The sequence below is a fragment of the Klebsiella sp. CN_Kp100 genome, assembly GCF_040065315.1.
GTDB classification, from domain to species: Bacteria; Pseudomonadota; Gammaproteobacteria; order Enterobacterales; family Enterobacteriaceae; genus Klebsiella; species Klebsiella oxytoca.
Genome location: NZ_JBEAIJ010000039.1, coordinates 70913 through 91962, shown reverse-complemented (window position 1 = coordinate 91962; position 21050 = coordinate 70913). Strand labels below are relative to the sequence as shown.

Annotated in this window: 20 protein-coding genes; 4 read left to right on the top strand and 16 right to left on the bottom strand. The window is 57.1% G+C overall.

Annotation, left to right across the window (positions count from 1 at the left end):
- Positions 1–9: 9 nt before the first annotated feature.
- From ABLV12_RS15780 to ABLV12_RS15735, 10 genes are all read right to left on the bottom strand, one after another.
- Positions 10–936 carry an Rpn family recombination-promoting nuclease/putative transposase gene (locus tag ABLV12_RS15780; protein ID WP_017145046.1) on the bottom strand — a complete coding sequence of 309 codons (927 nt, stop codon included), beginning with the start codon at positions 934–936 and terminating at the stop codon, positions 10–12.
- A 139-nt stretch (positions 937–1075) separates the two neighbouring features.
- Positions 1076–2086 (bottom strand): SIS domain-containing protein, encoded by a 1011-nt coding sequence (locus ABLV12_RS15775; RefSeq protein ID WP_325906184.1) that lies wholly within the window; start codon positions 2084–2086, stop codon positions 1076–1078.
- Between the two features lie 17 nt (positions 2087–2103).
- On the bottom strand, positions 2104–3165 hold the full coding sequence (locus ABLV12_RS15770) for an SIS domain-containing protein (RefSeq protein ID WP_160886952.1): 1062 nt from the start codon (positions 3163–3165) through the stop codon (positions 2104–2106).
- 12 nt (positions 3166–3177) lie between these two features.
- Positions 3178–4029 carry a PTS system mannose/fructose/sorbose family transporter subunit IID gene (locus ABLV12_RS15765; protein ID WP_004108503.1) on the bottom strand — a complete coding sequence of 284 codons (852 nt, stop codon included), beginning with the start codon at positions 4027–4029 and terminating at the stop codon, positions 3178–3180.
- Positions 4007–4786: a PTS mannose/fructose/sorbose/N-acetylgalactosamine transporter subunit IIC gene (locus ABLV12_RS15760; protein ID WP_004108505.1), complete on the bottom strand. Its 780-nt coding sequence runs from the start codon at positions 4784–4786 to the stop codon at positions 4007–4009. The genes ABLV12_RS15765 and ABLV12_RS15760 overlap by 23 nt, the downstream gene beginning before the upstream one ends.
- Positions 4787–4804: 18 nt before the next feature.
- Complete coding sequence (locus ABLV12_RS15755) at positions 4805–5275, bottom strand: PTS sugar transporter subunit IIB (RefSeq protein ID WP_004108507.1); 471 nt, start codon at positions 5273–5275, stop codon at positions 4805–4807.
- Positions 5276–5289: 14 nt separating this feature from the next.
- Positions 5290–5712 (bottom strand): PTS sugar transporter subunit IIA, encoded by a 423-nt coding sequence (locus ABLV12_RS15750; protein WP_160886948.1) that lies wholly within the window; start codon positions 5710–5712, stop codon positions 5290–5292.
- A 99-nt stretch (positions 5713–5811) separates the two neighbouring features.
- Positions 5812–8577 (bottom strand): sigma-54-dependent transcriptional regulator, encoded by a 2766-nt coding sequence (locus ABLV12_RS15745; protein WP_142448268.1) that lies wholly within the window; start codon positions 8575–8577, stop codon positions 5812–5814.
- Between the two features lie 134 nt (positions 8578–8711).
- Positions 8712–10157 (bottom strand): tagaturonate reductase, encoded by a 1446-nt coding sequence (locus ABLV12_RS15740; RefSeq protein ID WP_348867150.1) that lies wholly within the window; start codon positions 10155–10157, stop codon positions 8712–8714.
- An 11-nt stretch (positions 10158–10168) separates the two neighbouring features.
- Positions 10169–11191 carry a zinc-binding alcohol dehydrogenase family protein gene (locus ABLV12_RS15735; protein ID WP_004110354.1) on the bottom strand — a complete coding sequence of 341 codons (1023 nt, stop codon included), beginning with the start codon at positions 11189–11191 and terminating at the stop codon, positions 10169–10171.
- 139 nt (positions 11192–11330) lie between these two features.
- On the opposite strand from ABLV12_RS15735, the gene ABLV12_RS15730 reads away from it, so the two are divergent.
- A complete protein-coding gene (locus tag ABLV12_RS15730; RefSeq protein ID WP_004108518.1) occupies positions 11331–12245 on the top strand; it encodes a GntR family transcriptional regulator in 915 nt (304 codons plus the stop codon).
- A gap of 178 nt (positions 12246–12423) precedes the next feature.
- Entirely contained in the window at positions 12424–13785 is a 1362-nt protein-coding gene (locus tag ABLV12_RS15725; RefSeq protein ID WP_004108520.1) for an MFS transporter, read from the top strand.
- Positions 13786–13788: 3 nt separating this feature from the next.
- Here the strand turns inward: ABLV12_RS15725 and ABLV12_RS15720 are convergent, their stop codons facing one another.
- The gene (locus ABLV12_RS15720) at positions 13789–14625 is read right to left on the bottom strand and encodes a GNAT family N-acetyltransferase (RefSeq protein WP_348867149.1); all 837 of its coding nucleotides are present in this window, start codon (positions 14623–14625) and stop codon (positions 13789–13791) included.
- 32 nt (positions 14626–14657) lie between these two features.
- Between ABLV12_RS15720 and ABLV12_RS15715 the strand changes: the two genes are divergently transcribed.
- Positions 14658–15191 (top strand): GNAT family N-acetyltransferase, encoded by a 534-nt coding sequence (locus ABLV12_RS15715; RefSeq protein WP_160886940.1) that lies wholly within the window; start codon positions 14658–14660, stop codon positions 15189–15191.
- A 70-nt stretch (positions 15192–15261) separates the two neighbouring features.
- The gene (locus tag ABLV12_RS15710) at positions 15262–16125 is read left to right on the top strand and encodes a MurR/RpiR family transcriptional regulator (protein WP_024273690.1); all 864 of its coding nucleotides are present in this window, start codon (positions 15262–15264) and stop codon (positions 16123–16125) included.
- Here the strand turns inward: ABLV12_RS15710 and ABLV12_RS15705 are convergent.
- The 5 genes from ABLV12_RS15705 to ABLV12_RS15685 all read right to left on the bottom strand — a co-directional run bounded on the left by ABLV12_RS15705 (position 16122) and on the right by ABLV12_RS15685 (position 21010).
- Positions 16122–16724, bottom strand: a complete 603-nt coding sequence (locus tag ABLV12_RS15705; protein ID WP_064370950.1) for a 2-dehydro-3-deoxy-6-phosphogalactonate aldolase — start codon at positions 16722–16724, stop codon at positions 16122–16124. The genes ABLV12_RS15710 and ABLV12_RS15705 overlap by 4 nt on opposite strands.
- Positions 16711–17583, bottom strand: a complete 873-nt coding sequence (locus tag ABLV12_RS15700) for a 2-dehydro-3-deoxygalactonokinase (protein ID WP_004108530.1) — start codon at positions 17581–17583, stop codon at positions 16711–16713. The genes ABLV12_RS15705 and ABLV12_RS15700 overlap by 14 nt, the downstream gene beginning before the upstream one ends.
- The gene (locus ABLV12_RS15695; RefSeq protein ID WP_004108532.1) at positions 17580–19064 is read right to left on the bottom strand and encodes a sodium:solute symporter family protein; all 1485 of its coding nucleotides are present in this window, start codon (positions 19062–19064) and stop codon (positions 17580–17582) included. Before ABLV12_RS15695 ends, ABLV12_RS15700 begins: the two co-directional genes overlap by 4 nt.
- 103 nt (positions 19065–19167) lie before the next feature.
- Entirely contained in the window at positions 19168–19560 is a 393-nt protein-coding gene (locus ABLV12_RS15690) for a RidA family protein (protein ID WP_004108533.1), read from the bottom strand.
- Positions 19550–21010: a D-aminoacylase gene (locus ABLV12_RS15685; protein ID WP_335270633.1), complete on the bottom strand. Its 1461-nt coding sequence runs from the start codon at positions 21008–21010 to the stop codon at positions 19550–19552. The genes ABLV12_RS15690 and ABLV12_RS15685 overlap by 11 nt, the downstream gene beginning before the upstream one ends.
- Positions 21011–21050 lie beyond the last annotated feature (40 nt).

The window sequence follows — 21050 nt, the reverse complement described above, 5'->3', positions numbered from 1 at the left end:
GTGCGGATATTAGCTATGCAGCGGCTTTAACTCATCCGCTGAGAGCCCCGTAATCCGCTGAACCGTCTCGGTATCTAAACCGTTTTGCAGCATACTGCCGGCAATGCGCAACGCTTCCCGCCGGCTACCTTCCTGCAGACCTTCCAGGCGCCCTTCCTGCCGGCCTTCCTGTATCCCTTCCTGCTTGAGTTTTTGAGCGATAGACATCAACCTCTCCTCATATTGTGGCAGACGGCGGGCCAACCGGCGGAGAAACACGCTCGGATCGGCGGTGTTGCCGTACTGCAGCATATAATGAAACAGCACTCTCAACTGCCTGCGGTTAGTGTATCCCAGCATGACAAGGGTCGCCAACGACTCCGTAATCCCGCTGAGATCGCGCTGGCGAATATGCTTTTGCATCAGTTCCAGCAGCGCGACCCGCCGGTGCTGAACAATTTCATCGTCCGGTATCACCGTCACATCAACCAGCGGAAACGGACAGGCATACAGCGTCCTCGCCATCTGCGGGTCGGCAAATTCGTCCAGCCAGTTCAGGGAAAAGGGATAGGGGCTGGTCGCTCCGTGATAAAAAAGCATCGGCACCACCAGCGGTAGCGTTTTGTGCCCGGCGTCGAGGTGACGCTGCATGGCGGCAATCGCATAGCGCATCAGGCGAAAAGCCATATGGTTATCCGGCGAGCTCTGATGCTCTATCACCACATACACATATCCCAGGCCGCAGGGGGTTTGTACCGACCATAGTACGTCCGAGTACCAGGCGCGCAGATCTTCATCGACAAAGCTCGCCGGTTCCAGCCGCAGGGTAGAAAAATCACATCGCTGACGGATCGCTTCCGGCAGGTGCAGCGTGAGAAAATCATTCGCCGTTTCCGGGTGGCGAAGAAATCGCTTAAAAACCGCATCATGCGGCGTTGAGGTCATCCGTTTTTTCATGGCCGTCCGCTTGCCTGAAAGAGAAGGAAAGCCGGACTCTACCATCAGTTTTTAACCCGTTGAGTTTGACGATAATTTTCTGGGAAGCGCCTCGGAGAATAGCGCGGCGGCCAGCCGGGCTGGCCGCCATCAGCATAGCTTAGTAATCAAACTGACGATAATAACGACGGATATTAAGGTCGTGTCCGGTATGATGTTCAAAGTGGGCCGCCAGCCGGTCCACCAGCAGAGTAGAAACGACACACGGCGCCATGATCCAGCGGTAAGCATCATCAATACCGTTCAGCGGATAGTCACGCGGGTCGATAACCACCAGGTGGTCGGTGATCTTCTCAGCAAAGCGCTCAACGCGCTCATCCAGCGCCCGACATTTACCCTCGCCTTTCACCAGGAACAGGGGGACCTCTTTTTCCAGTAACTCCAGGGTGCCGTGGAAAAACTCAGCCGAACTCACCGACTTGGTCCGCTTCCACTGCATCTCTTCGAGAATACACATCGAGAACAGATAGACCTCGCCCCACATTTCCGCCCCGCCGATCCACATCATATAGTCGCAGCCGTGATACTGAGCGGCAATTTTATCCGCCTGCGGATCGAACTGGCGTTTGGCCTGCAGAAGATTTTCCGGCAGCAACTCCAGCTGGCTGGCAAAACGATCGTAATGGGCGAAATCGCCGTGACGATAAATGACGCGGAAGAATAACCAGTAGAGCAGCATATATTCATATTCCACGCCGTTCTTGTGGCACATCGGAATATGCCAGCTCGCCGCCTCAGCTAATGGCGAATCGGCATTACGGGTAATGGCCACGACGCGAATCCCCTGCGCTTTGCACCATTCGGCAATGGCCACCGACTCTTTGGTATCGCCGGATTTGGATAACGTCACCACCACCGCATCTTTATTTAATTTTTTATGCCCACGATGGATTAATTCCGCCGCCTGCTCAAGATAAACCGGCACGCCGGTTAATTCTTTAGCAAACTCATTAATTGCCATCATCGGAGCTAAAGAACCGCCTACCGAGGCGAAAAATAAGGCGCTGCAGCCGCTGTGATAAATATCGTCGGCGACGGCTTCCGCCTGTTTGCGCGCAGCGATGATTTCGCGAGCACTGGTCAGGTACTCGTCCTGATTAAAACCCAACATAGTTTTCTCCTGAATAATCAGATTTTACTTTTTAAGACGCGGTCAAAATCGTCAAAAATACGTTTAGCCAGATCGATGCCTTTCAGTCCGGCGGTATGCCAGGCCAGCATCTGGACGGGAACAATCAGCAGCAGCGGCGCCAGGTGATGTTCACACGGGCAGTTTAGCGCCAGCGTCTGCGCATCCTCTTCGTCGCTCAGCGTCAGCGTAAAGGCGCGGGCAATGGACGGCGCCATATAGTCCCGCAGCGCCCGGGTCCGCCCATCCGGCGCATCTTCAATAAACAGCATCACATGGCGGCAATTCGCCTCCAGATAGGGACCATGCATATAAGCTTCCAGCTCAAAGCCGCTCGAAGGCACGCGCACCGTTTCGGTAAATTTAGTTTCAAACTCTTTCGCAACCCCAACCAGAGCGCCATAGCCGGTGGCGACAAAGCGCTCGCCGCCCCACAGCGCTTCGCCATGCCTGTCGATAAACCGCGAGGTGCGGTCAATGACGTCCGGGATCGCCGCCGCCAGCCGCTGCAGTTCGGCAAGATAGCGCTGCTCCTCGGCCTCGCTGGCTTTTCCCTGGCTACGGGCGATGGTCAGCGCCATCAGCAGCAAATTCAGCACCGTCGCGCTAAACCCTCTGGTGACAAACCCCACGCTCTCAATCCCGGTGTTGATATCCAGTATCCCGTCGCAGGCCCGGGCTATCGGGCTTTGCGGATCGGAGGTCAGAGCAAAAACCGGCAGGCTCAATGCCTGCACCTTACGCATCGCCTCCAGCGTTGAGGCGCTTTTACCGCTCTGCGAAATCGCCACCACCAGATCGGTATGCGGATCGACCGCCTCGTAGTGCGTAAAGTTGTACGGCTCTTTAATCTCAACCAGGACGCCGAAGCGCTGCTCAAAGAAATAGCGCGCGCACAGGGCGGCATTCAGCGACGACCCGGTCGCCAACAGCAGAATGCGGCGCACCGGGTGCTGGCGGGCAAAAGTCTCAATCGCCGCCAGCTTTTGCCGGTAGTCGCGCAGGATCTGCGTCAGACAGGCCGACTCCTCACTGATATAGGTCATCATCGTTGCTACCATTTTCGACTCCTGTTAAAACAAGCCAATCCACGAACCCAGAATGCCCACCAGCGCCATCCCCCCGATAATAGAGAGCGGTTTAACCTTGCGCCCCAGCAGCCAGTAAACGATGCCGAAACTTACCAGCGGCAGCATGCAGGGCAGAATGTCGTTGATAATGTCCTGCACCTGGGTTTTCGCCTCTCCGGCGCCGAATGCGATGGGGATGGTGATATCAATCATTGAAGCGGTCATCGCCCCGACCACCATCAGGCCGATAATCGACGCGCCGTAGGTCAGACTCTCCATCATTCCGCTCTTCTGGATGCGCTGCAGTACCCCGGTGCCCAGCACATAGCCCCAGCGGGTAAAGAACCAGCGCACCAGGATGTGCGGCACGTTAAACACCAGCAGAAACAGGATGGGACCGAGAATGTTGCCTTTCAGGGCCAGGCTGGTGCCGATGCCGGTGGCGATCAGGCGCAGCGTGCCCCAGAAGAAGGAGTCCCCCAGCCCGGCCAGCGGCCCCATCAGCGACGCTTTGACGTTATCAATCGCGTTGGCGTCCATGTTCTTCTGCTGGCTATTCTTCTCCTCCATCGCCGCGGTGATCCCCAGCAGCAGGGTGACGATATGCGGCGTGGTATTGAAAAACACCAGATGTCGCTTTAACGCCCCGGCCAGCTCCTCTTTGCGCGGATAGAGCTTTTTCAGCACCGGAATCAACGCGTAAACAAAGGCAAGATTCATCTGCCGCTCATAGTTCCAGGAGAACTCCATCTGGAAGGAGCGCCAGAAGACCCGGCGTAGATCGCGCGGCGTAATACGGGCCTCTTCCTGCGCCTGCGGCTGCAGAGTTTCTTCAGAAATCATCTTCGTCGTCATCGCTGACTCCTTGTTCTGTCGTCGTACGAGGTGAGCTCAACGCGGTGACGTTAACCATGACCACCGCCACAATAGCGCCGAGAATGGCGATGCCGGTTACCGGAATTTTCAGGTAGGCCATCAGCACGAAACCGAGGAAAAAGTACGGCGCAACTTTCTTATTAATCAGTAGCCTGGCGAGCATTGCGAAGCCGAGGGCCGGAATGATGCCAGTGGCGACGCTGAGCCCGTGTTTGATAAATTCCGGGATCGTGTCAAGCAGGGATTTCACCGCATTGCTGCCGACCAGGAATGACACGGTGACCACCGTGGCGAGCATCAGCGACAGCCCGAAGCCAGCAATCAAATGCATACGTTCAATGCCGCGGGTATCCGCCCGCTCCGCATAGCCGTCAGCCTTCTGGCTGAGCATCGGAATAAACATCCCCAGATAGACGTTTTTCAGGATCAGCGTCAGGGTGGCGATGGGCAGTCCAAGCAGCAGCGCCGTTTCCGTTCCCGCGCCGGAGGTAATGGCGAACGCCACGCCGAGAATACCGCCGGTTACTACATCAGGCGGAATCGATGCGCCGACCGAGAAAGAGCCAATAAAGGCCAGCTCAAGCGTCGCGCCCATGATGACGCCGGTTTGTACATCCCCCAGCACCAGCCCGGTCAGCAGCCCGGTCACGATAGGCCGCGAAATCAGCGACGTTCCTAATGCATATTCCGATTGCGCGATAAACGCCACCAGCCCCAGTAAGAGAGCCTCTACCATAATCTGTCCTCCGCGGAATTAAACGCATTCCGCAAAAAGCTGTTTGCGGTCGTTAGGGACCTGGCGAATCTCAACTTCGACGCCTTTCCCAACCAGTTGCTGCAGTTGCTCTATTTCCTCCGGGAGTAAATTAATCGCCTTAGAGATATTTTTACTGCCCTCTTTGGCTTTAATTCCGCCGAGATTAATACTTTTAATTTCCTCGACGGCGCTGGCAATCCGCCAGGCATCATTTACCGATTCCACGACGATAAACAGATTATATTTGTCGGTCACGCCGCTTTTTATCGATTCAATAGAGTCGTTAATATTTTTAATCACCAGTTTGACTGAAGGGGGTTTAGCGAGCTTAATCGTCGTTTTCCGTAGCTCATCATCTGGGACATTATCGTTGGCAATTAAAATGCAATCAGCGCCGACATACTGCGTCCAGGAAAAGGCAACCTGGCCGTGAAGTAATCGATGGTCAACCCTTAATAGCGTAATCATAGTGTTCCCTCATTTCAGAAGTCTTTATCAATAGTCATCGCACTGGCAATCGTCTGATTGCAGTACTGAATGCTCTCTTTGGCGCTTATTAATGCTTCAGAAATTAATTTTTCGGTATTCTCTTCGCCAGCTGAAATGAGCAAATCAATAATCAACGGCAGATTTAAGCCGGACAATAAATGAAAGTGCGGGCGCGATAGAAAGCGCACAAATTCATTATTGACGCTACCGGCGAAAATATCCGTAATCACAATCAGCTCATCCTGGGCGGGAAAACGCGCCAGCAGCGTCTCCACCTGCTGCGTGAGGTCGACCTCCTCCTCGACGTAGGCGCACAGGGTATGAATATCCGGCTGTTTACCGAGGATCAGCTCCACGGAGTTCAGCAAACCGTTAGCAAAGGTGCCATGGCTGGCAAAAATATAGTGTCGTTTCATCCTTACCTCGAAAGCGCATTCCACTGCTTTCTTGATTGCAACCGGCGTGCCAGAAACAGTGGCGCGCCGGCTAGCGCAAGGATCAACTAATGAAGGGGATTAAAACTCTTGATCTTCCTGAATAAATTCAGTTTCCCGCGTCAGAATATCGTGAATGTAGTACAGCTCTACGGCGGGGATTTTGACACTATATCCACTCTCTATGACACTAAAAGCCTCGCGGAGCGTCGCCAGCTCGCTCTGCGGACACTGCCTTCCGGAATAATGGGATGGCGAGGCGTTGCGGATCAGGCGCTCTATCAGACAGCTGATATGCACATACAGCGCTACCTTGCGATCGTTAGGCACATCGCAGCCGGCCAGATGCTCATAGCGCAGTAAAAACTGCTCAACCTGATTGATCACTTTACCGGTATCGAGGATCGTCACCGACTCGATCACCCGGCGCAGCGAGAAATTCTTCAGGATCAGGTTATTGATTTCGCTGACCTGCTCAGCGGTGGCCAGCTCGCCGAAGATGCGCATCAGCGGGCGGCTCCCTTCGCCGGAGATTAACGAATCCAGCGAAATCCACGGCAGATCGGCAAGCTGCGGGTCCAGGGTTCCGACGATCGCCAGCACCTCATAGCGGCTCAGCATCGGCTGCCGCCGCGCGGGATCGGCGAGCGTCTCCACATCGCATGCCACAATATCGATCCCCAGCGCTTCAGGGATGCTGGCTTTTAACAGCGCCGACAGATTCGCCGCCGCTCCCAGGCCGGTGGCGCAGGTCGTAAGAATCGCCCGCGGTTTGTCCGCTTGCGGGTAATAGAGCTGATGCTCGATCGCGAGGTCACCGCGGATCTCCCGGACGATATCTTCCAGCATGTCGCCCTGCAAAATTCGCTCGCCGACGTACATCGCCATCCCGGTCGAGACGTTATTAATTATCGCCATCGGCGTCGTCAGCCGACGGTTAAAATGGCTATGAATGGCGTTCAGCGAACCCATATCGACCAGGATGACCAGTCCGGAGGCCAGCGCGTGACTCTCAATATAGGCCATCACCTGGTTAGCAATAGCCTCCGGCGTGACATCAAGCGGCATATCGAATGACTCAAACAGCTGGCTTTTCAGCAACCGGTTCGCCACGTTAGCGATACTGCTGGCGGTGGCGTAACCGTGGGCGAGGATAATTGCCCGGGTCACCTGCTGCTGGCTAATGGCGCCATTTTTCTGTAACCACAGCACCAGTAACAACAGGTCAATACGTCGGGGTTCAATGTCCAGCTTCAGCGCCAGCGCGGCGAGGATCTCTTCACAAAAGCGATACAGCAACGGATATTTTTGCGCCAGGAAATCCTCCAGCTGGCGGCTTTTCTCGTTGCTCATCGTCGACTGCGCCTGGCGGGAACGATGAATCAGGTAGTGGCTTAGAGCATAAATACAGTTGCCGTTAAACTGGATATTGAAGCGCTTTTCAAGGCGATAAAATTCCTCCCGCACCTGATGCGTTATCAGCAGCAGCATATGCGAACTCTGGGTATCGTGATGATCAAATATCAGCCGATCGAAGAGGGTTTCAATCTCCTCGCCCATGCTTTTTTGCGCTTCTTCCCAGAGCCTTTTTTTGCTCAGCACCGCCTCATACAGCGCGAGAACGCGGCACTGAGTATCATAAATCAGCCCCTGAACCGGGTCGCGCGCGCGCAGCAGCCAGACCAGGCTGGTCTGCGGTTCGATAAGCAGCGGCTCTTCATGGCCCATCGGTTCACTAAGCGCCGGCGTCGCGGCCATGATATTTTCCGGCAGATCGTGCAGCGTGACGTTCAGCTTCTCGCTGCCCGGAGCCCTGGCCCAGGCTGACGCAACGGCGTACTTAATCACGTTTTTTAGCTCACCGACGTTACCGCGATATACGTAGTGCGTCAGCACCTGCAAAAGCCGGGGCGTCAGTTGCAGCCGGGCGGCGAGCGTGCGCGCCTCCTGCCAGAAAAACTGCAGCGTGAGCGCTTCTTTCTCGTGGCGGCTGCGGGTCTGTAAATCAGGCAGGCTAACGAGGATCGGGATACGACGAATAAAGGTGGTCAGAAACGTGCTGTGAATATCTTCGGTGGTGGCAAACACCAGCCGCAGGGATATCGGCATCCCCTGCGCCGTTTCTCCCACCCGATAGATCTCTTTGCGATCCAGCCAGGTGAAGAGCTTCTCCTGTCCCTGCGCATCCAGACGGTGGACTTCATCGAGAAACAGCACGCCGCCGTTTGCCGCTTCAAACGCCCCGGCTTTATCGCCCTGCGCGCCGGTAAACGCGCCTTTCACGTAGCCAAACAGGTTGGCGGCCAGCAGCTCCGGGTTGCTGGCATACTGGGCGCAGTTGAAGCTGACAAAGGGCGCATCGGGCGGCAGCAGTCCCTGGGCGATGGCAAACTCATGCATCAGCTCCGCCATATAGCTTTTGCCAGTTCCGCTGTCGCCGACGATCAGTAGCGGCAGGCCACCGTTGGGATAAAACAGCGCGGTTTTCATCTGTTCGATCGGCTTGCGCAGGCTACCGTCATGGCCGGTAAGCAATGAAAAATGATCCGCCTGCTCCGGCTGTCGATCGCTCTCCGCGAGCAGCTCCGCCATGCTGGTGTACTCGCTGCGGGAAAGGGGGAAAAACTGCTGGCAGAAGGCGGCCTTATGCAGAAAATAGACCGGACGGGTATTAATCTTCACCAGCACATCCTGGGCCACCAGCTGATTCAGATAGTGGCTGGCGGTATTTCTTTGCATGGCAAAACGCCGGGCCAGGTAGCCAGCGGTGAAGACCTCGCTCAGGTTATCCGGATCAAAAAAATCGGTCTGATTTTGCAGAAAAGCCAATAGTTCCGTTTTACGCATCGCATCCCCCTCTTCACCTTACAGGGGCTTATGATGCGGGAAATCCGCCAACCATTGGCGCTTAATTTATTTTTTGCGGTTCAGAGCACAAAAAAAACGGCGTCCAAATCCGCGGACGCCGCACAACAAACCGACTACAGCCGCCTCAGGGCCTCCCGCATCCCCGCGCTCAAAATCATTTCCAGATACCGCGTGACCTGATCGGCAAGCCCCGGAACGGTCGTCAGATCTTCACCCCAGTGCGCTGCATCCTGCAGGACTTCCGTGACCAGTTCATGCAGCGGGCGGCCGCGCGCCACCTGCGCCCATCCTTCGGCAAAACGGGTTAGCCAGACGTCATCATCCTGCAGCGGATAGGTCTGTCCGTCGCGCTGGCCGCGATAGAAGGCGATGAGCGCCGCCAGGGCAAACGTTAGCCGCGGCGGGATCGCGCCGTGCCGGCGGATATTCGTCAGCAGTTGCGGCAGGATCCGGGTACGAAACTTAGTCATGCCGTTCAGGGCGATGGAGAGCAGCTGATGGCGAATCCAGGGATTAAGAAAGCGTCCGGTCACGGCATCGGCAAACTGCCGTAGCTCATCGGCGGGTAAATCCAGCGCCGGGATAATCTCCTCGTCGATAGTTTGCTGCACATAATGGCGTATGGCCTGATCATGCATCGCTTCGCCAACGGTATCGACACCGCACAGCCACGCCACCGGCACCAGCGCGGTATGCGCGCCGTTAAGAATGGCAACCTTGCGCTCTTTGTAGGGCCGGATATCCTCTACGATACGGATATTGAGCGGGTAGCGATCTAGCCGCAGCGTCTCCGCCAGCGCCTGCGATCCCTGGATGACGAATAACCAATAGTATTCGGCGGTATCCAGGAAAGCATCATGGTAGCCCAGTTCCGCCTCCAGCTTTGCCGCTTCCTCGCGCGGATAACCGGTGACGATACGGTCAACCAGCGTTGAACAAAATGTATTGGCGGTCTCAACCCAGTCGCGAAAAGCCGCGGGCAATTGCCACTCGTCGGCGTAGCGTAGCACCAGCGCCTTCAGCGCTTCGCCGTTGTAGTCGATCAGCTCACAGGGGATAATCGTCCACCCCTTATCCGCTGCGCCGTTGAAATGGCGGAAACGTTCGAGCAGCAGCTGGGTCAGCTTCGCCGGAAAGCTGACCGGCGGCTTATCATCAGGCCGGTCCCCGGCATGATAGCTAATACCCGCTTCAGTGGTATTTGAAAATACGAACTCAATCGCCGGATTACGAGCCAGCGCCAGATAGCCAGCAAAATCCTGCCAGGGGTTGATCTCGTTATTAACGGAGCGAATAATCCGCGCTTCGCTCACTGCCTCGCCACGTTCGTCCAGCCCGCGGATCACCGTGGTGTAAAGTCCATCCTGGGTATTGAGCGACGGCGGAAACTCGGTGTTGATCGGGCGAATAATGGTCACCCCTGCCGCCAGATCGGTTTGCTCATTCAGCCGATCCAGCTGCCAGTCGATAAACGCCCGCAGGAAGTTGCCCTCGCCGAACTGAATCACGCGCGTCGGGTAGTGCGGCCCGGGAAAATCTTGTCTGTTTAACGATTTCATAGCCTTTCCTGCTAAAAATGAATGACGCCTTTAATAAGCTGGCGATTGTTAATCACTTCGCTTTCGTAAATCTCGGCCAGCGACCTGAAATCGTAACGGTGGGTCAGCATCATTCTGGCGGTCACTTTCCCCTCAGCCATTAGACGTCCGACTTTGGCGAAATCCTCTTCCGTCGCATTACGGCTGCCCATCATGGTTGTCTCTTTCTTATGAAACTCCGGGTCCGGGAACTGCAGTTCACCTTTAAACAGGCCAACAAAAATGATGCTGCCGCCGTGGCGGATTAAATTTACCGTGTTGTTCATCGCCTGCTGATTCCCCGTGGCGTCGATCACCTTCTGCGCCAGCGAACCACCAAACATGTCACACAGCTGTTCGGTGAATTGCGGGTCAGAGGGGTCGAGCGTGGCCAGACCAAGGTGCTGCGCCACATGGTCGCGCCGCGCCGGGCTGGTATCCGCCACCACCACCTGCGCCCCGTCGGCTTTAGCGATAGCCGCCGCCCCGAGACCAATGGGTCCCGCGCCGACCACCAGCACCTGCTCTCCCGGCTGGATAGCGGCGCGACGCACCGCGTGGGCGCTGATGGCGAAAGGCTCAATCAGCGCTGCGGCTTCCGGCTCGACGTCATCCACCACCAGCAGATTTTTTACCGGCACGCAGAGGTACTCGCTAAACCCGCCGTCCCGATGCACGCCGATCACCGAAATTTTCTCGCAGCAATTAGTCCTGCCGCTCAAACAGGCCGGACACTGACGGCAGGCAACGTAAGGTATGACGACTACCTGCTGTCCGCTTTTCAAGTTAAGAATATTTTTACCGAGACCGATAATCTCGCCGCATATTTCATGTCCGAGCACGCGTGGATAACTAAAAAAAGGTTGATTCCCTCCCCAGGCGTGAATATCCGTACCACAAATCCCCACCGTTTTTATTTTAATGAGCACTTCATCATCACCGGGAATGGGAATCTGGCGTTTTTCCCAGCGCAATATTTTAGGTTCCTGACAAACTAATGTATTCATCGACGTCATAATAATTGCCTCCGTATTTGTTGGCTTAGATATCGATGAAAAACAGAGGTGAGAATAAATTCATTGCAAAAATTGTGAAATCTCACGCACAAAACTGTTTTAAATCCGGCTTTAATAGCTAAAAAAATGGAGATGTATAATGAGCCGCTCGCAAAACCTTCGTCACAACGTCATTAACCAGGTCATTAACGATATGGCGCGCGGCTTTCTTCCGTCGCCGCTGCCCTCACAAAGCGCGCTGGCGGAGATGTACAACATCAGCCGCACCACCGTGCGCCATATCCTCAGCCACCTGTGCGAGCGGGGCGTATTGCGTCAGAACGCTCGGGATTATCAGATCCTTCGCCAGCCGGAGATGCAGGACGGCTTCGATGGCTCCAGCGCCTCGCTGGCCGAGCAGAACCGTCTCTTTGAGCAGGCGTTTTTCACCATGATTAACCAGCGCCAGCTGCGCGCCGGAGAGATGTTTTCCGAGCTGCAGCTGGCGCGTGCTGCCGGCGTCAGTCCGGTCGTAGTGAGGGAATTTCTGTTGAAATTCAGCCGCTACAACCTGATTGAAAGCGAAAAGCGCGGCCAGTGGAACATGAAGAAATTTGAGCAATCCTGGGCTGAGCAGCTGTTCGAGCTGCGGGAAATGCTGGAAACCCACGCGCTTCAGCATTTTCTCAATCTCCCGGACAACGACGCCCGCTGGCTGCAGGCGAAAACCCTGCTTGAGCGCCATCGCGCACTGCGTGACAGCATCGGCGACAGCTTTCGTATGTTTTCCCAGCTCGATCGCGACTTTCACTCGCTGCTCCTGTCCGCGGCTGAGAATATATTTTTCAATCAATCGCTTGAGATTATTTCCGTGATTTTCCACTTTCACTATCAGTGGGATGAGAGTGACCTTAAACAGCGTAATATCATCGCCATTGATGAACATATGACCATCCTGAGCGCGCTTATCTGCCGCAGCGATCTGGACGCCAATCTGGCGCTGCGTAACCACCTGAACTCGGCGAAGCAATCGATGATTAACTCGCTCAGGCAGAGCGAATCCCTGGCTCATTAAGTACCGATTAAAAACAGAAAATGATTATCAGCAGCACAGTTCTCAAAACATAATCCAGTGCCAGAAAAAAGGTTATTTATGCTGAAAACAAGTCGACTTACTTTACTGTGAAATAGGTGGGTGGGTTTAAACCATTCGATGTCACTTGTCGTTCAAATAGAATAACCAGGAGTCAGGCGTGGAATCACGAAATATAACTATCGACCCGCAGACAACCTTTGATAAAGGAAAGGCGGAGACTGCCAGCGTTCCGTTAAATAATACGTTAACGCGCAGCGCGCGCATTAAAAAAATTCAGACAACGGCAATGATCCTGTTATTTCTGGCGGCGGTGATTAACTACCTCGACAGAAGTTCATTGTCCGTCGCGAACTTAACGATTCGCGAAGAGCTGGGGCTCAGCGCCACCGAAATCGGCGCATTGCTGTCCGTTTTCTCGTTGGCCTACGGCATCGCCCAGCTCCCCTGCGGGCCGCTGCTGGACCGTAAAGGCCCGCGCATCATGCTGGGGCTGGGCATGTTTTTCTGGTCGCTGTTCCAGGCGGTCTCCGGGATGGTACATAGCTTTACCCAGTTCGTGCTGGTGCGTATCGGCATGGGGATCGGCGAAGCGCCGATGAACCCGTGCGGCGTCAAGGTGATCAACGACTGGTTTAATATTAAAGAGCGCGGCCGCCCGATGGGCTTCTTTAACGCCGCCTCGACGATTGGCGTCGCGATCAGCCCGCCGATCCTTGCCGCGATGATGCTGATGATGGGCTGGCGCTGGATGTTCATTACCATCGGCGTGCTGGGGATCTTCGTCGCTATCGGCTGGTATATGCTCTATCGCAACCGGGAGGATGTCCCCCTCACCGCCGATGAGCAGGCCTACCTTAATGCCGGAAGCGTCAACGTTCGCCGCGACCCGCTGAGCTTTGCCGAATGGCGCAGCCTGTTTAAAAACAAAACCATGTGGGGAATGATGCTGGGCTTCAGCGGCATCAACTATACCGCCTGGCTGTATCTGGCCTGGCTGCCGGGCTACCTGCAAACGGCGTATAACCTCGATCTGAAAAGTACCGGATTTATGGCCGCCATTCCTTTTCTGTTCGGCGCCGCCGGTATGCTCATCAACGGTTACGTTACCGACTGGCTGGTTAAAGGCGGCATGGCGCCGATCAAAAGCCGTAAAATTTGTATTATTGCCGGGATGTTCTGTTCCGCCGCGTTTACGCTGATCGTGCCGCATGCCACCACCTCTATCGCTGCGGTGCTGTTAATCGGCATGGCGCTGTTCTGCATCCACTTTGCCGGTACTTCCTGCTGGGGATTGATTCACGTCGCGGTGGCATCAAGAATGACCGCGTCCGTCGGCAGCATCCAGAACTTCGCCAGCTTTATCTGCGCCTCCTTCGCGCCGGTAGTGACCGGGTTTATTGTCGATACCACCCACTCATTCCAGCTGGCGCTGGTGATCTGCGGCTGCGTCACCGCCCTCGGCGCGCTGGCCTATATCTTCCTGGTCCGTCAGCCGATTAGCGACCCGCGTAACGGCTGAATCTTAACGCCCTGCTGATGGCAGGGCGCTCAGCGTTGCGCTCATTTCATACTGTTTTAATACCCCAGGCGTATAGCCGGCGGTCTGGAACAGGGGCGTAAAGCGTTCCGGGATGGTCACCGAGGTCCCGAGCCCTGGAAACTGTCGGGCAAGCGCCATCAGCATTTCCCGCCCTAGCCCGCGCCCGCGTGCGGCGGGCTCGACCCATAAAAACTGCAGCTGCGGCCTGCTGGATAAGGTCGCCAGCACGGCGAAAGCCTGCTGATGGAGGCTCAGCGCCCGGCACGGCAGGGTGCTGAAGGTGAGCGGGTCCATCAGCCACGGCAGCTGGCCATTAAGCTCGGCGCCGGCCCTGCGCGTCAGCGCCAGCACGTCATACTCCTGCAATACGGATGACTCCTCGCTCGCGGTCTGCGCGCTCAGATAGCCGCACAGCCCGTGCCGCACCTCGAAGCCCAGCGAGTGATACAGCGCTACCGCAGCGTGGTTATCGCGAATAACCTCCAGCCACATCCGCCGTACGCCCTGCTCGCGCAATGCATCCAGCAGCGACCCCATCAGCCGGCGTCCGACGCCCTTTCCGCGATACGCGGGTCGCATCGCAAATGCCGCCAGCCTGGCTTCATCGCCGCGCCGGGCGACAACGGCCATCGCCGCAGGGACATCACCATCCAGCCAGACGCAGGAATCCAGCAGGCTCAGCCCTTCGGCGCTAAAACGCTGGACAAAAACCTCTACCGACAGCGTGACGGGAACCAGGTAATCTTCGAAACAGTCGCTGAGGATCGTCGTCAGCTGCGCGACGCTAAACTGAGTGGCGGAAACGGCGGTAAGCTCCATACATTTCTCCCGGAGGCTGCTATGCTGAGGTGATGAAAACTAACACTATAACCGCCGCCGCGACGTTACGCCTGACTGAGGAGAGAGACATCCCTCTTCTGCCCGCCATTGAGCGCTCGGCGGCCCAGGCTTTTCGCCAGATTCCGGCGCTGGCCTGGCTGGCGGAAAGCGAAGTGATAAGCCCCGAGCGCCACCGCCTGTTCCTTGAAACTGACCACAGCCTGCTGGCCGTGGCCGATGACCAACCGATAGGTTTCCTGCTGAGCGAACCGCTGGATGATGCGCTGTTTATCGTCGAGATCGCCGTTCATCAGGCATGGCAGGGGCGAGGCATTGGCCGCATGATGCTGGAGCAGGTCATTGAGACAGCCCGCCAGGCGGCTTATCCGGCGGTCACGCTCACCACCTTCCACGATGTGCCCTGGAACGCGCCGTTTTACACGCGACTGGGGTTTTCAATGTTAAGTGAGCGAAGACTACTGGCGGGACTGGCGGCAAAAAGGGAGCTGGAAACGGAACACGGTCTGCCGCCGGAGACGCGCTGCGCCATGCGCCTAACGCTGTAGCCTCCGGCGCTGATTTCAGCGGCGGAATATGGTACAAAGTATCATTGATAACTTACCTGTTGATACCCGTATGTCCTGGTCAATCGATATCATTTCCTGCATAACCGATCGCTTTGTGGAACTCACGGCGACCGAAAAGCGCATCGCGCAGTTCATTCTCGATGATGTCGCGGCGGCGGCGGAGCTGCCCATCGCGGAGATGGCGCGTCTGACCCACACCAGCCAGGCCTCCGTTACCCGCTTTGCCCGGGCGCTCGGCTGTAAAGACGTCCGTGAGCTGAAGATGAGGCTCGCGCAATCTCTGGCGGTCGGACAGCGATTTATCCTCGATGTCCCGGACCTTGAGGGCGTACAGGGGATCTACGAGTCGATCATCGGCGTGCTGGAAACCAACCGCCGGGCGCTGGACATTGAAGCGCTGAAGCGTGCGGTGAGCTGGCTGAGCGACGCGCGGCAGATCCTGGCGCTCGGGATGGGCGGCGGCTCTACCATCTGCGCTCAGGAGATCCAGTATCGCCTGTTTCGCCTCGGCCTCCCGGTTGTCAGCCAGAACGACGGTCTGCTGGTGCGCATGATGAGCTCGGCGGTGACGCCAAAGGATGTGGTTATCGTGCTGTCGTTGGGCGGCTATACCCAGGAAATCATCGAGAGCGCGGCGATTGCCAGGCAGTACGGCGCAAAGGTCATTGCCATCACCCCCGGCGGAACGCCGCTGGCGGAGCAGGCGGATCTGGTGCTGCCGCTGCTGGTGCGCGAAAACGACTACATTTTCAAGCCCAGCACTTCACGCTATGCGATGCTGGCGATGGTTGACGTGCTGGCCACCGAACTGGCGATGGCCAACAAAACTCAGGCAAAAGGCAGATTGCGCCGGATTAAGCTGGCGCTCGACAGCCACCGCGGCGGCGTCGATCGCCAGCCGCTGGGCGATTAACCGCAGCGGGCGGCGGCGATAAACCTCTCCGCCTGCTGACGGGTACGTTCCACGGCCTGCCCGGCGCGATACAGATCGCTTCCCAGGCCAGCGCCGGCGCACCCGGCCTCTACCCAGCTTGCCAGATTCTCCGGCGTCACGCCGCCGACCGCCAGCACCGGCACCTCCGACGGCAGCACCGCTTTCAGCGCCCGAATGTAGTCCGGGCCAAAAGTGGAAGACGGGAAAATTTTCAACCACTGCGCCCCGGCATCCAGCGCGTTAAACGCCTCGGTCGCGGTGGCGCACCCGGCGCAAACCCGCATTCCGCACGCCACCGCCCGGCGGATCGTCGTCGGCTCAGTATTCGGCGTCACGATAAGCTTCGCTCCGGCATCGGCCAGAAAATCGACCTGTTCCACCTTAAGTACCGTTCCCGCGCCAATCACCGCCTGCTCGCCAAAGCGCGCGACCATCTGCGGAATACTCTGCTGCCAGTCCGGCGAATTGAGCGGAATTTCGATATAGCGAAATCCTGCCTCTATCAGCGTCTCAATATGCTCCGCTGCCTCAGCGGGGCGAATACCGCGTAAAATCGCCACCAGTTTAATCTTGTCCATGCATTATCCTCGCCATGCCGCTCAGCAGCGCCTCATCGCCGCTGCAGCTGTTAACCGTCATTCCGCGCGCCTTCATCGCCCGACTGTAGCGGGCATTCAGCGCCGGGTCGCCAACCAGCGTGACGCCAGAGGTACGGTAACGCTGCCCCAGGGTCGCCACTTCCGCGCCAATCAGCAGCCCGGAGAGATAGTCGCTGACCGAGGTCGCGGCCAGGCCTCCCAGCACCCGGGCGGCCCTGGCGACAAACAGTTCGCTAATCAGCGACGGCTGCGCCAGTCCTTTTTCCAGCCCCCGTTCAAACGCCGTCTCGTCCGGCTGCTGGACCGGCAGCCCTTTGCCGATCAGCGATTGCGTCATCAGCAGATGATGCAGTTCACCGGTCATCGCCGTGGCAAAATGACGCACCGCGCCGTTCGCCACCTGTACCCATTTGCAGTGGGTGCCCGGCAGCACGTAACACTCCGCCGGCGCCAGCTGCCAGGCCCCCAGCAGCTGCGTCTCTTCGCCGCGCATCACGTTGAAATCCCCGTCCTGTTCAATCTTGAGGCCGGGAATAATCCACACGCCTTCAGCAACGGCGCATAGCTGCTGCCCTGGCGCGTCGATCGCTGCCGGACAGTCCAGATACGGCACCGCTTGCCAGCCCGCATCGCTGCCGATCATCCCGGCCATCAGCACCGGCAGCGCCTCCGCGCCGCGCCAGGGGGCCAAATGCTCCGCGAATACGTCGGCAGGCGCTCGTCCGTTCAGGCGGGTGATACCCAGCGGCAGCTGCTTTGTTTCGACGCACTGGCCATTGCGAATCAGCCAGCCGCGCAGCTGGGTAGAGCCCCAGTCGACGGCAATATAGTCCTTCATTGTGCTTCTCCTGAGACCTGCACCGTCGTCTTCGCCGGCATCGCCTGCCCTTCACGCTCCTGCGTGATCATTTCCAGCGCCTGCTCACGGCTGACTTTGCTGGCTGGCGTCAATAGGGTGACAAAAATCGCGAAAACAAAGCTGCCGACGACCGACGGAATGCACGGGTTCCCCCAGTAAGCCAGCCAGTCGGCTTTCATCAGAACCACAAGAGAAACCAGCATGCCGCTCAGCAGCGCGGTAAACGCGCCCTGCCAGTTGAAGCGCAGCCAGAAGCGGCCGAGAATCGAACAGACGAACAGACCGGACATCAGCATGGAGATCATTTTGGTGATATAGCTGATGATATCGTTCGAGGTCAGGGCGAAGATCATCGCCAGGCCGATAACGAACGCCAGCATCCAGCGGGAGAGCGTTATCGCTTTATCCGCCGGGGGCATTTTCCCGGTGATGAGGGTATAAACATCACGCATCATGATGGCCACGGCGGCTATCGCGTCAGAACTGGCCGAGGACATGGTGGCCGAAAGCCCGGCAATCAGCACCACCAGCCCGAGGATCGCCGGTAAGAAGCTGGTGGCGAACAGGAAGGCGTAATTACTGTTCTCGAGATTGGGGTTCATGGTCCATGCCGCCATGCCGATAATCGCCGGCAGCACCGAGAAAAACAGATACAGCACGCCGGTATAGACAAACGAGCGGCGCACCGAAGAGACATCTTTCCCCGAGTAAATACGCTGGCGATAGGAAGGGGTCGCCAGCACGCCGACGCCGATGACCATCGCCAGCGATAGCGCCGGAATGACCCCCAGTTTATCGACCGCAAACAGGCTCATCGCCTTGGGATCCATCGCCTGGACGATGGCATCCCATCCCCCGACGTGAACCACCGCCAGAATCGCCATCAGGATAAAACCGAAAAACAGAATTAATGCCTGAATGGTATCCGTCCACACCACCGCAGAATAACCGCCGATGATGACGTAAATCGCAAAGGCCAGAGCGATAATAATTTTCGCTAGCGTCAGATTTATTCCCGTCGCCCAGGATAAATACATGCTGCCGCCAAGAATATGCGCCCCCAGCCAGCCAATAGAGGCCACAAATATCATTATGCCGACGATATTTTTAATTAAATGACTACCGCCGGTATAATAAGAGAGCTCTTCGCTCATGGTCATAAAGCGCAGCTTGCGCACCGGGGCGAACAGCCAGGCGACCAGCAAAATACCGATGGCCCCGCCCACGCCGTACAGCATCCCGGCCCAGCCGTTGCTGTAGCCGAAGCCAACAGCGCCCATGCTTGAACCGGTGCCCACCATGGTCGCCACGGTAGAGCCCAGGGTCAGAAACAGCGGTAAGGAACGGCCACCGAGTAAAAAATCTTCTCCGCTTTTTTGATTACGCGACACGTACCAGCCAAGCCAAATCATGGCCAGCGCGTAAATAATAAAGCCGACTAAAAAGATATGACTATTCATAATTCACATCCTGCCAGTTGAGTAGGTAAAAGGTAAAAGGCTACGAAGCGCTGAATGAATTCAGCGCTCAAAAATCCTGTTTATATTTCTGGTTAATAAATTTTTATACGCGAGCCGCGTTATAACAGGTCACATCCACTTCAACTTTACAATCCACTACCAGGTCCGCTACGCAGCAGATACGGGCAGGCGGATTGTCGCCAAAGAACTCGCGGAATACTTTATTGAAAGACTGAAAATAGCGCGCATCGGTGAGGATCACCTTGACGTGCACCACGTCGGCCAGGGTGTAGCCCGCTTCGGTCATGATATCCACACAGTTCTGAATCGCCAGACGCGCCTGGTCAACGATGCCCCCTTCCACCACTTCACCCTCCTTCATCGGCGTCTGGCCGGAAACGTACAGCCAGCCCCCCGCCTCCACCGCGCGCGCGAACGGCAGATGCTGCCCACCGGTCCCGGTACCGCCCTCAACGCCATAACGTTTAATGCTCATTTTTCTCTCCTTGGTTCATTCGGCGGCGCAGGAAACGCCCTGCGCGCCCGGTAATCTTTTTATCGCTGCCGTAGCTCATCACGCCGTTAACCATCACCGCCTCGATACCGTCCGCCGGTTGTTTCGGGTCGGAGAAGCTGGCGACATCGCGCACCGTCTGCGGATCAAACAGCACCAGATCGGCAAAATAGCCCACTTTCACCAGCCCACGCTCTGCCAGCTGGAAACGCGCCGCCGACAGACCGGTCATTTTGTGGATAGCGGTGGTCAGCGGAAACAGCCGTTCATCTCGGCAGTAGTGGCCCAGGACCCGCGGGAACGCGCCCCATAGCCGCGGGTGCGGCATCGGGTCGTTCGGCAGACCGTCTGAGCCGATCATGGTCACCGGATAACGCAGTACCCGCCGCACGTCCTGCTCGTCCATGTTGTAGTAGATGGCACCTGCGGGCATCAGCCGCGCCGCCGCCTCGTGCAGGCTAACCTGCCAGCCGTCAGCAATCTGCTGCAGGGTTTTTCCGGCCTGCTCGGGCTGCGCCTCCGACCAGGTAATGACAATATCGAACTCATCGGTGACCTGCTTCATATCCAGCGTCGACGAGCTGGCAGAATAGGGGTAGCAGTCGCAGGCGATCTCCTGGCGCTGGCGCATCTCATCGAAGAAAGCCAGCGTCTCCTTCGTGCGACCCCAGTTTTTCGCGCCGGCGCACTTATGGTGCGATACCACCACCGGTACGTTACCGTGGCGGCCAATGCGGAACGCCTCGTCGAGCGCCTCCAGAATCGGTTCGAACTCCGAACGCAGGTGGGTAGTATAAATTCCCCCTTCTGCCGCCAGCTCCTCGGCCAGCGCCATCACCTCTTCAGTGGTGGACTGAAACGCGCTGGCGTAGGCCAGCCCGCTACTCAGCCCCAGCGCGCCCTGACGCAGCGCGTCGCGCAGCTGCACCCGCATTCCGGCAATCTCGATCTCCGTCGCCGGGCGGAACAGATCGTCCATATGGTTATTACGCAGCGCGGTATGGCCAATCAGCGTGCCGACGTTTAATGACGGCTTCGCCGCCGCCACCGCGTGGGCATAAGCGTCAACGGTGGGATAAACAAAGTGCTCCGCCTCACCCAGAAGATTCATCGGGTCCGGTACGCCGTCGCGCATGGTCGCCGTCGCCGCGCTGATCCCGCAGTTGCCGACAATCACCGTCGTCACCCCCTGGCTCAGCTTCGGTAAATACTCCGGCATACGGATGACGTTGATATCGTCATGGGTATGCACATCGATAAATCCGGGAGCCAGCACGCGCCCCTGCCCGTCAATCACCTGCTCCGCCGCCAGGTTCAGCGCCGGGGCCATATCCACAATTCGATCGCCCTTCACCGCCACGTCGCCGCGAAACTGTGGTCCGCCGCTGCCGTCAATGACCGTGACGTTTTTGAAAAGCCAGTTAACTTTCATCGCAATTACTCCCTTTCAACTCTGCCGACAAGTAAACCAT

Coding starts and splice junctions, on each gene's coding strand:
- ABLV12_RS15780 (WP_017145046.1), bottom strand. CDS start 936: ATGAAAAAACGGATGACCTCAACGCCGCATGATGCGGTTTTTAAGCGA.
- ABLV12_RS15775 (WP_325906184.1), bottom strand. CDS start 2,086: ATGTTGGGTTTTAATCAGGACGAGTACCTGACCAGTGCTCGCGAAATC.
- ABLV12_RS15770 (WP_160886952.1), bottom strand. CDS start 3,165: ATGGTAGCAACGATGATGACCTATATCAGTGAGGAGTCGGCCTGTCTG.
- ABLV12_RS15765 (WP_004108503.1), bottom strand. CDS start 4,029: ATGACGACGAAGATGATTTCTGAAGAAACTCTGCAGCCGCAGGCGCAG.
- ABLV12_RS15760 (WP_004108505.1), bottom strand. CDS start 4,786: ATGGTAGAGGCTCTCTTACTGGGGCTGGTGGCGTTTATCGCGCAATCG.
- ABLV12_RS15755 (WP_004108507.1), bottom strand. CDS start 5,275: ATGATTACGCTATTAAGGGTTGACCATCGATTACTTCACGGCCAGGTT.
- ABLV12_RS15750 (WP_160886948.1), bottom strand. CDS start 5,712: ATGAAACGACACTATATTTTTGCCAGCCATGGCACCTTTGCTAACGGT.
- ABLV12_RS15745 (WP_142448268.1), bottom strand. CDS start 8,577: ATGCGTAAAACGGAACTATTGGCTTTTCTGCAAAATCAGACCGATTTT.
- ABLV12_RS15740 (WP_348867150.1), bottom strand. CDS start 10,157: ATGAAATCGTTAAACAGACAAGATTTTCCCGGGCCGCACTACCCGACG.
- ABLV12_RS15735 (WP_004110354.1), bottom strand. CDS start 11,191: ATGACGTCGATGAATACATTAGTTTGTCAGGAACCTAAAATATTGCGC.
- ABLV12_RS15730 (WP_004108518.1), top strand. CDS start 11,331: ATGAGCCGCTCGCAAAACCTTCGTCACAACGTCATTAACCAGGTCATT.
- ABLV12_RS15720 (WP_348867149.1), bottom strand. CDS start 14,625: ATGGAGCTTACCGCCGTTTCCGCCACTCAGTTTAGCGTCGCGCAGCTG.
- ABLV12_RS15715 (WP_160886940.1), top strand. CDS start 14,658: ATGAAAACTAACACTATAACCGCCGCCGCGACGTTACGCCTGACTGAG.
- ABLV12_RS15710 (WP_024273690.1), top strand. CDS start 15,262: ATGTCCTGGTCAATCGATATCATTTCCTGCATAACCGATCGCTTTGTG.
- ABLV12_RS15705 (WP_064370950.1), bottom strand. CDS start 16,724: ATGGACAAGATTAAACTGGTGGCGATTTTACGCGGTATTCGCCCCGCT.
- ABLV12_RS15700 (WP_004108530.1), bottom strand. CDS start 17,583: ATGAAGGACTATATTGCCGTCGACTGGGGCTCTACCCAGCTGCGCGGC.
- ABLV12_RS15695 (WP_004108532.1), bottom strand. CDS start 19,064: ATGAATAGTCATATCTTTTTAGTCGGCTTTATTATTTACGCGCTGGCC.
- ABLV12_RS15690 (WP_004108533.1), bottom strand. CDS start 19,560: ATGAGCATTAAACGTTATGGCGTTGAGGGCGGTACCGGGACCGGTGGG.
- ABLV12_RS15685 (WP_335270633.1), bottom strand. CDS start 21,010: ATGAAAGTTAACTGGCTTTTCAAAAACGTCACGGTCATTGACGGCAGC.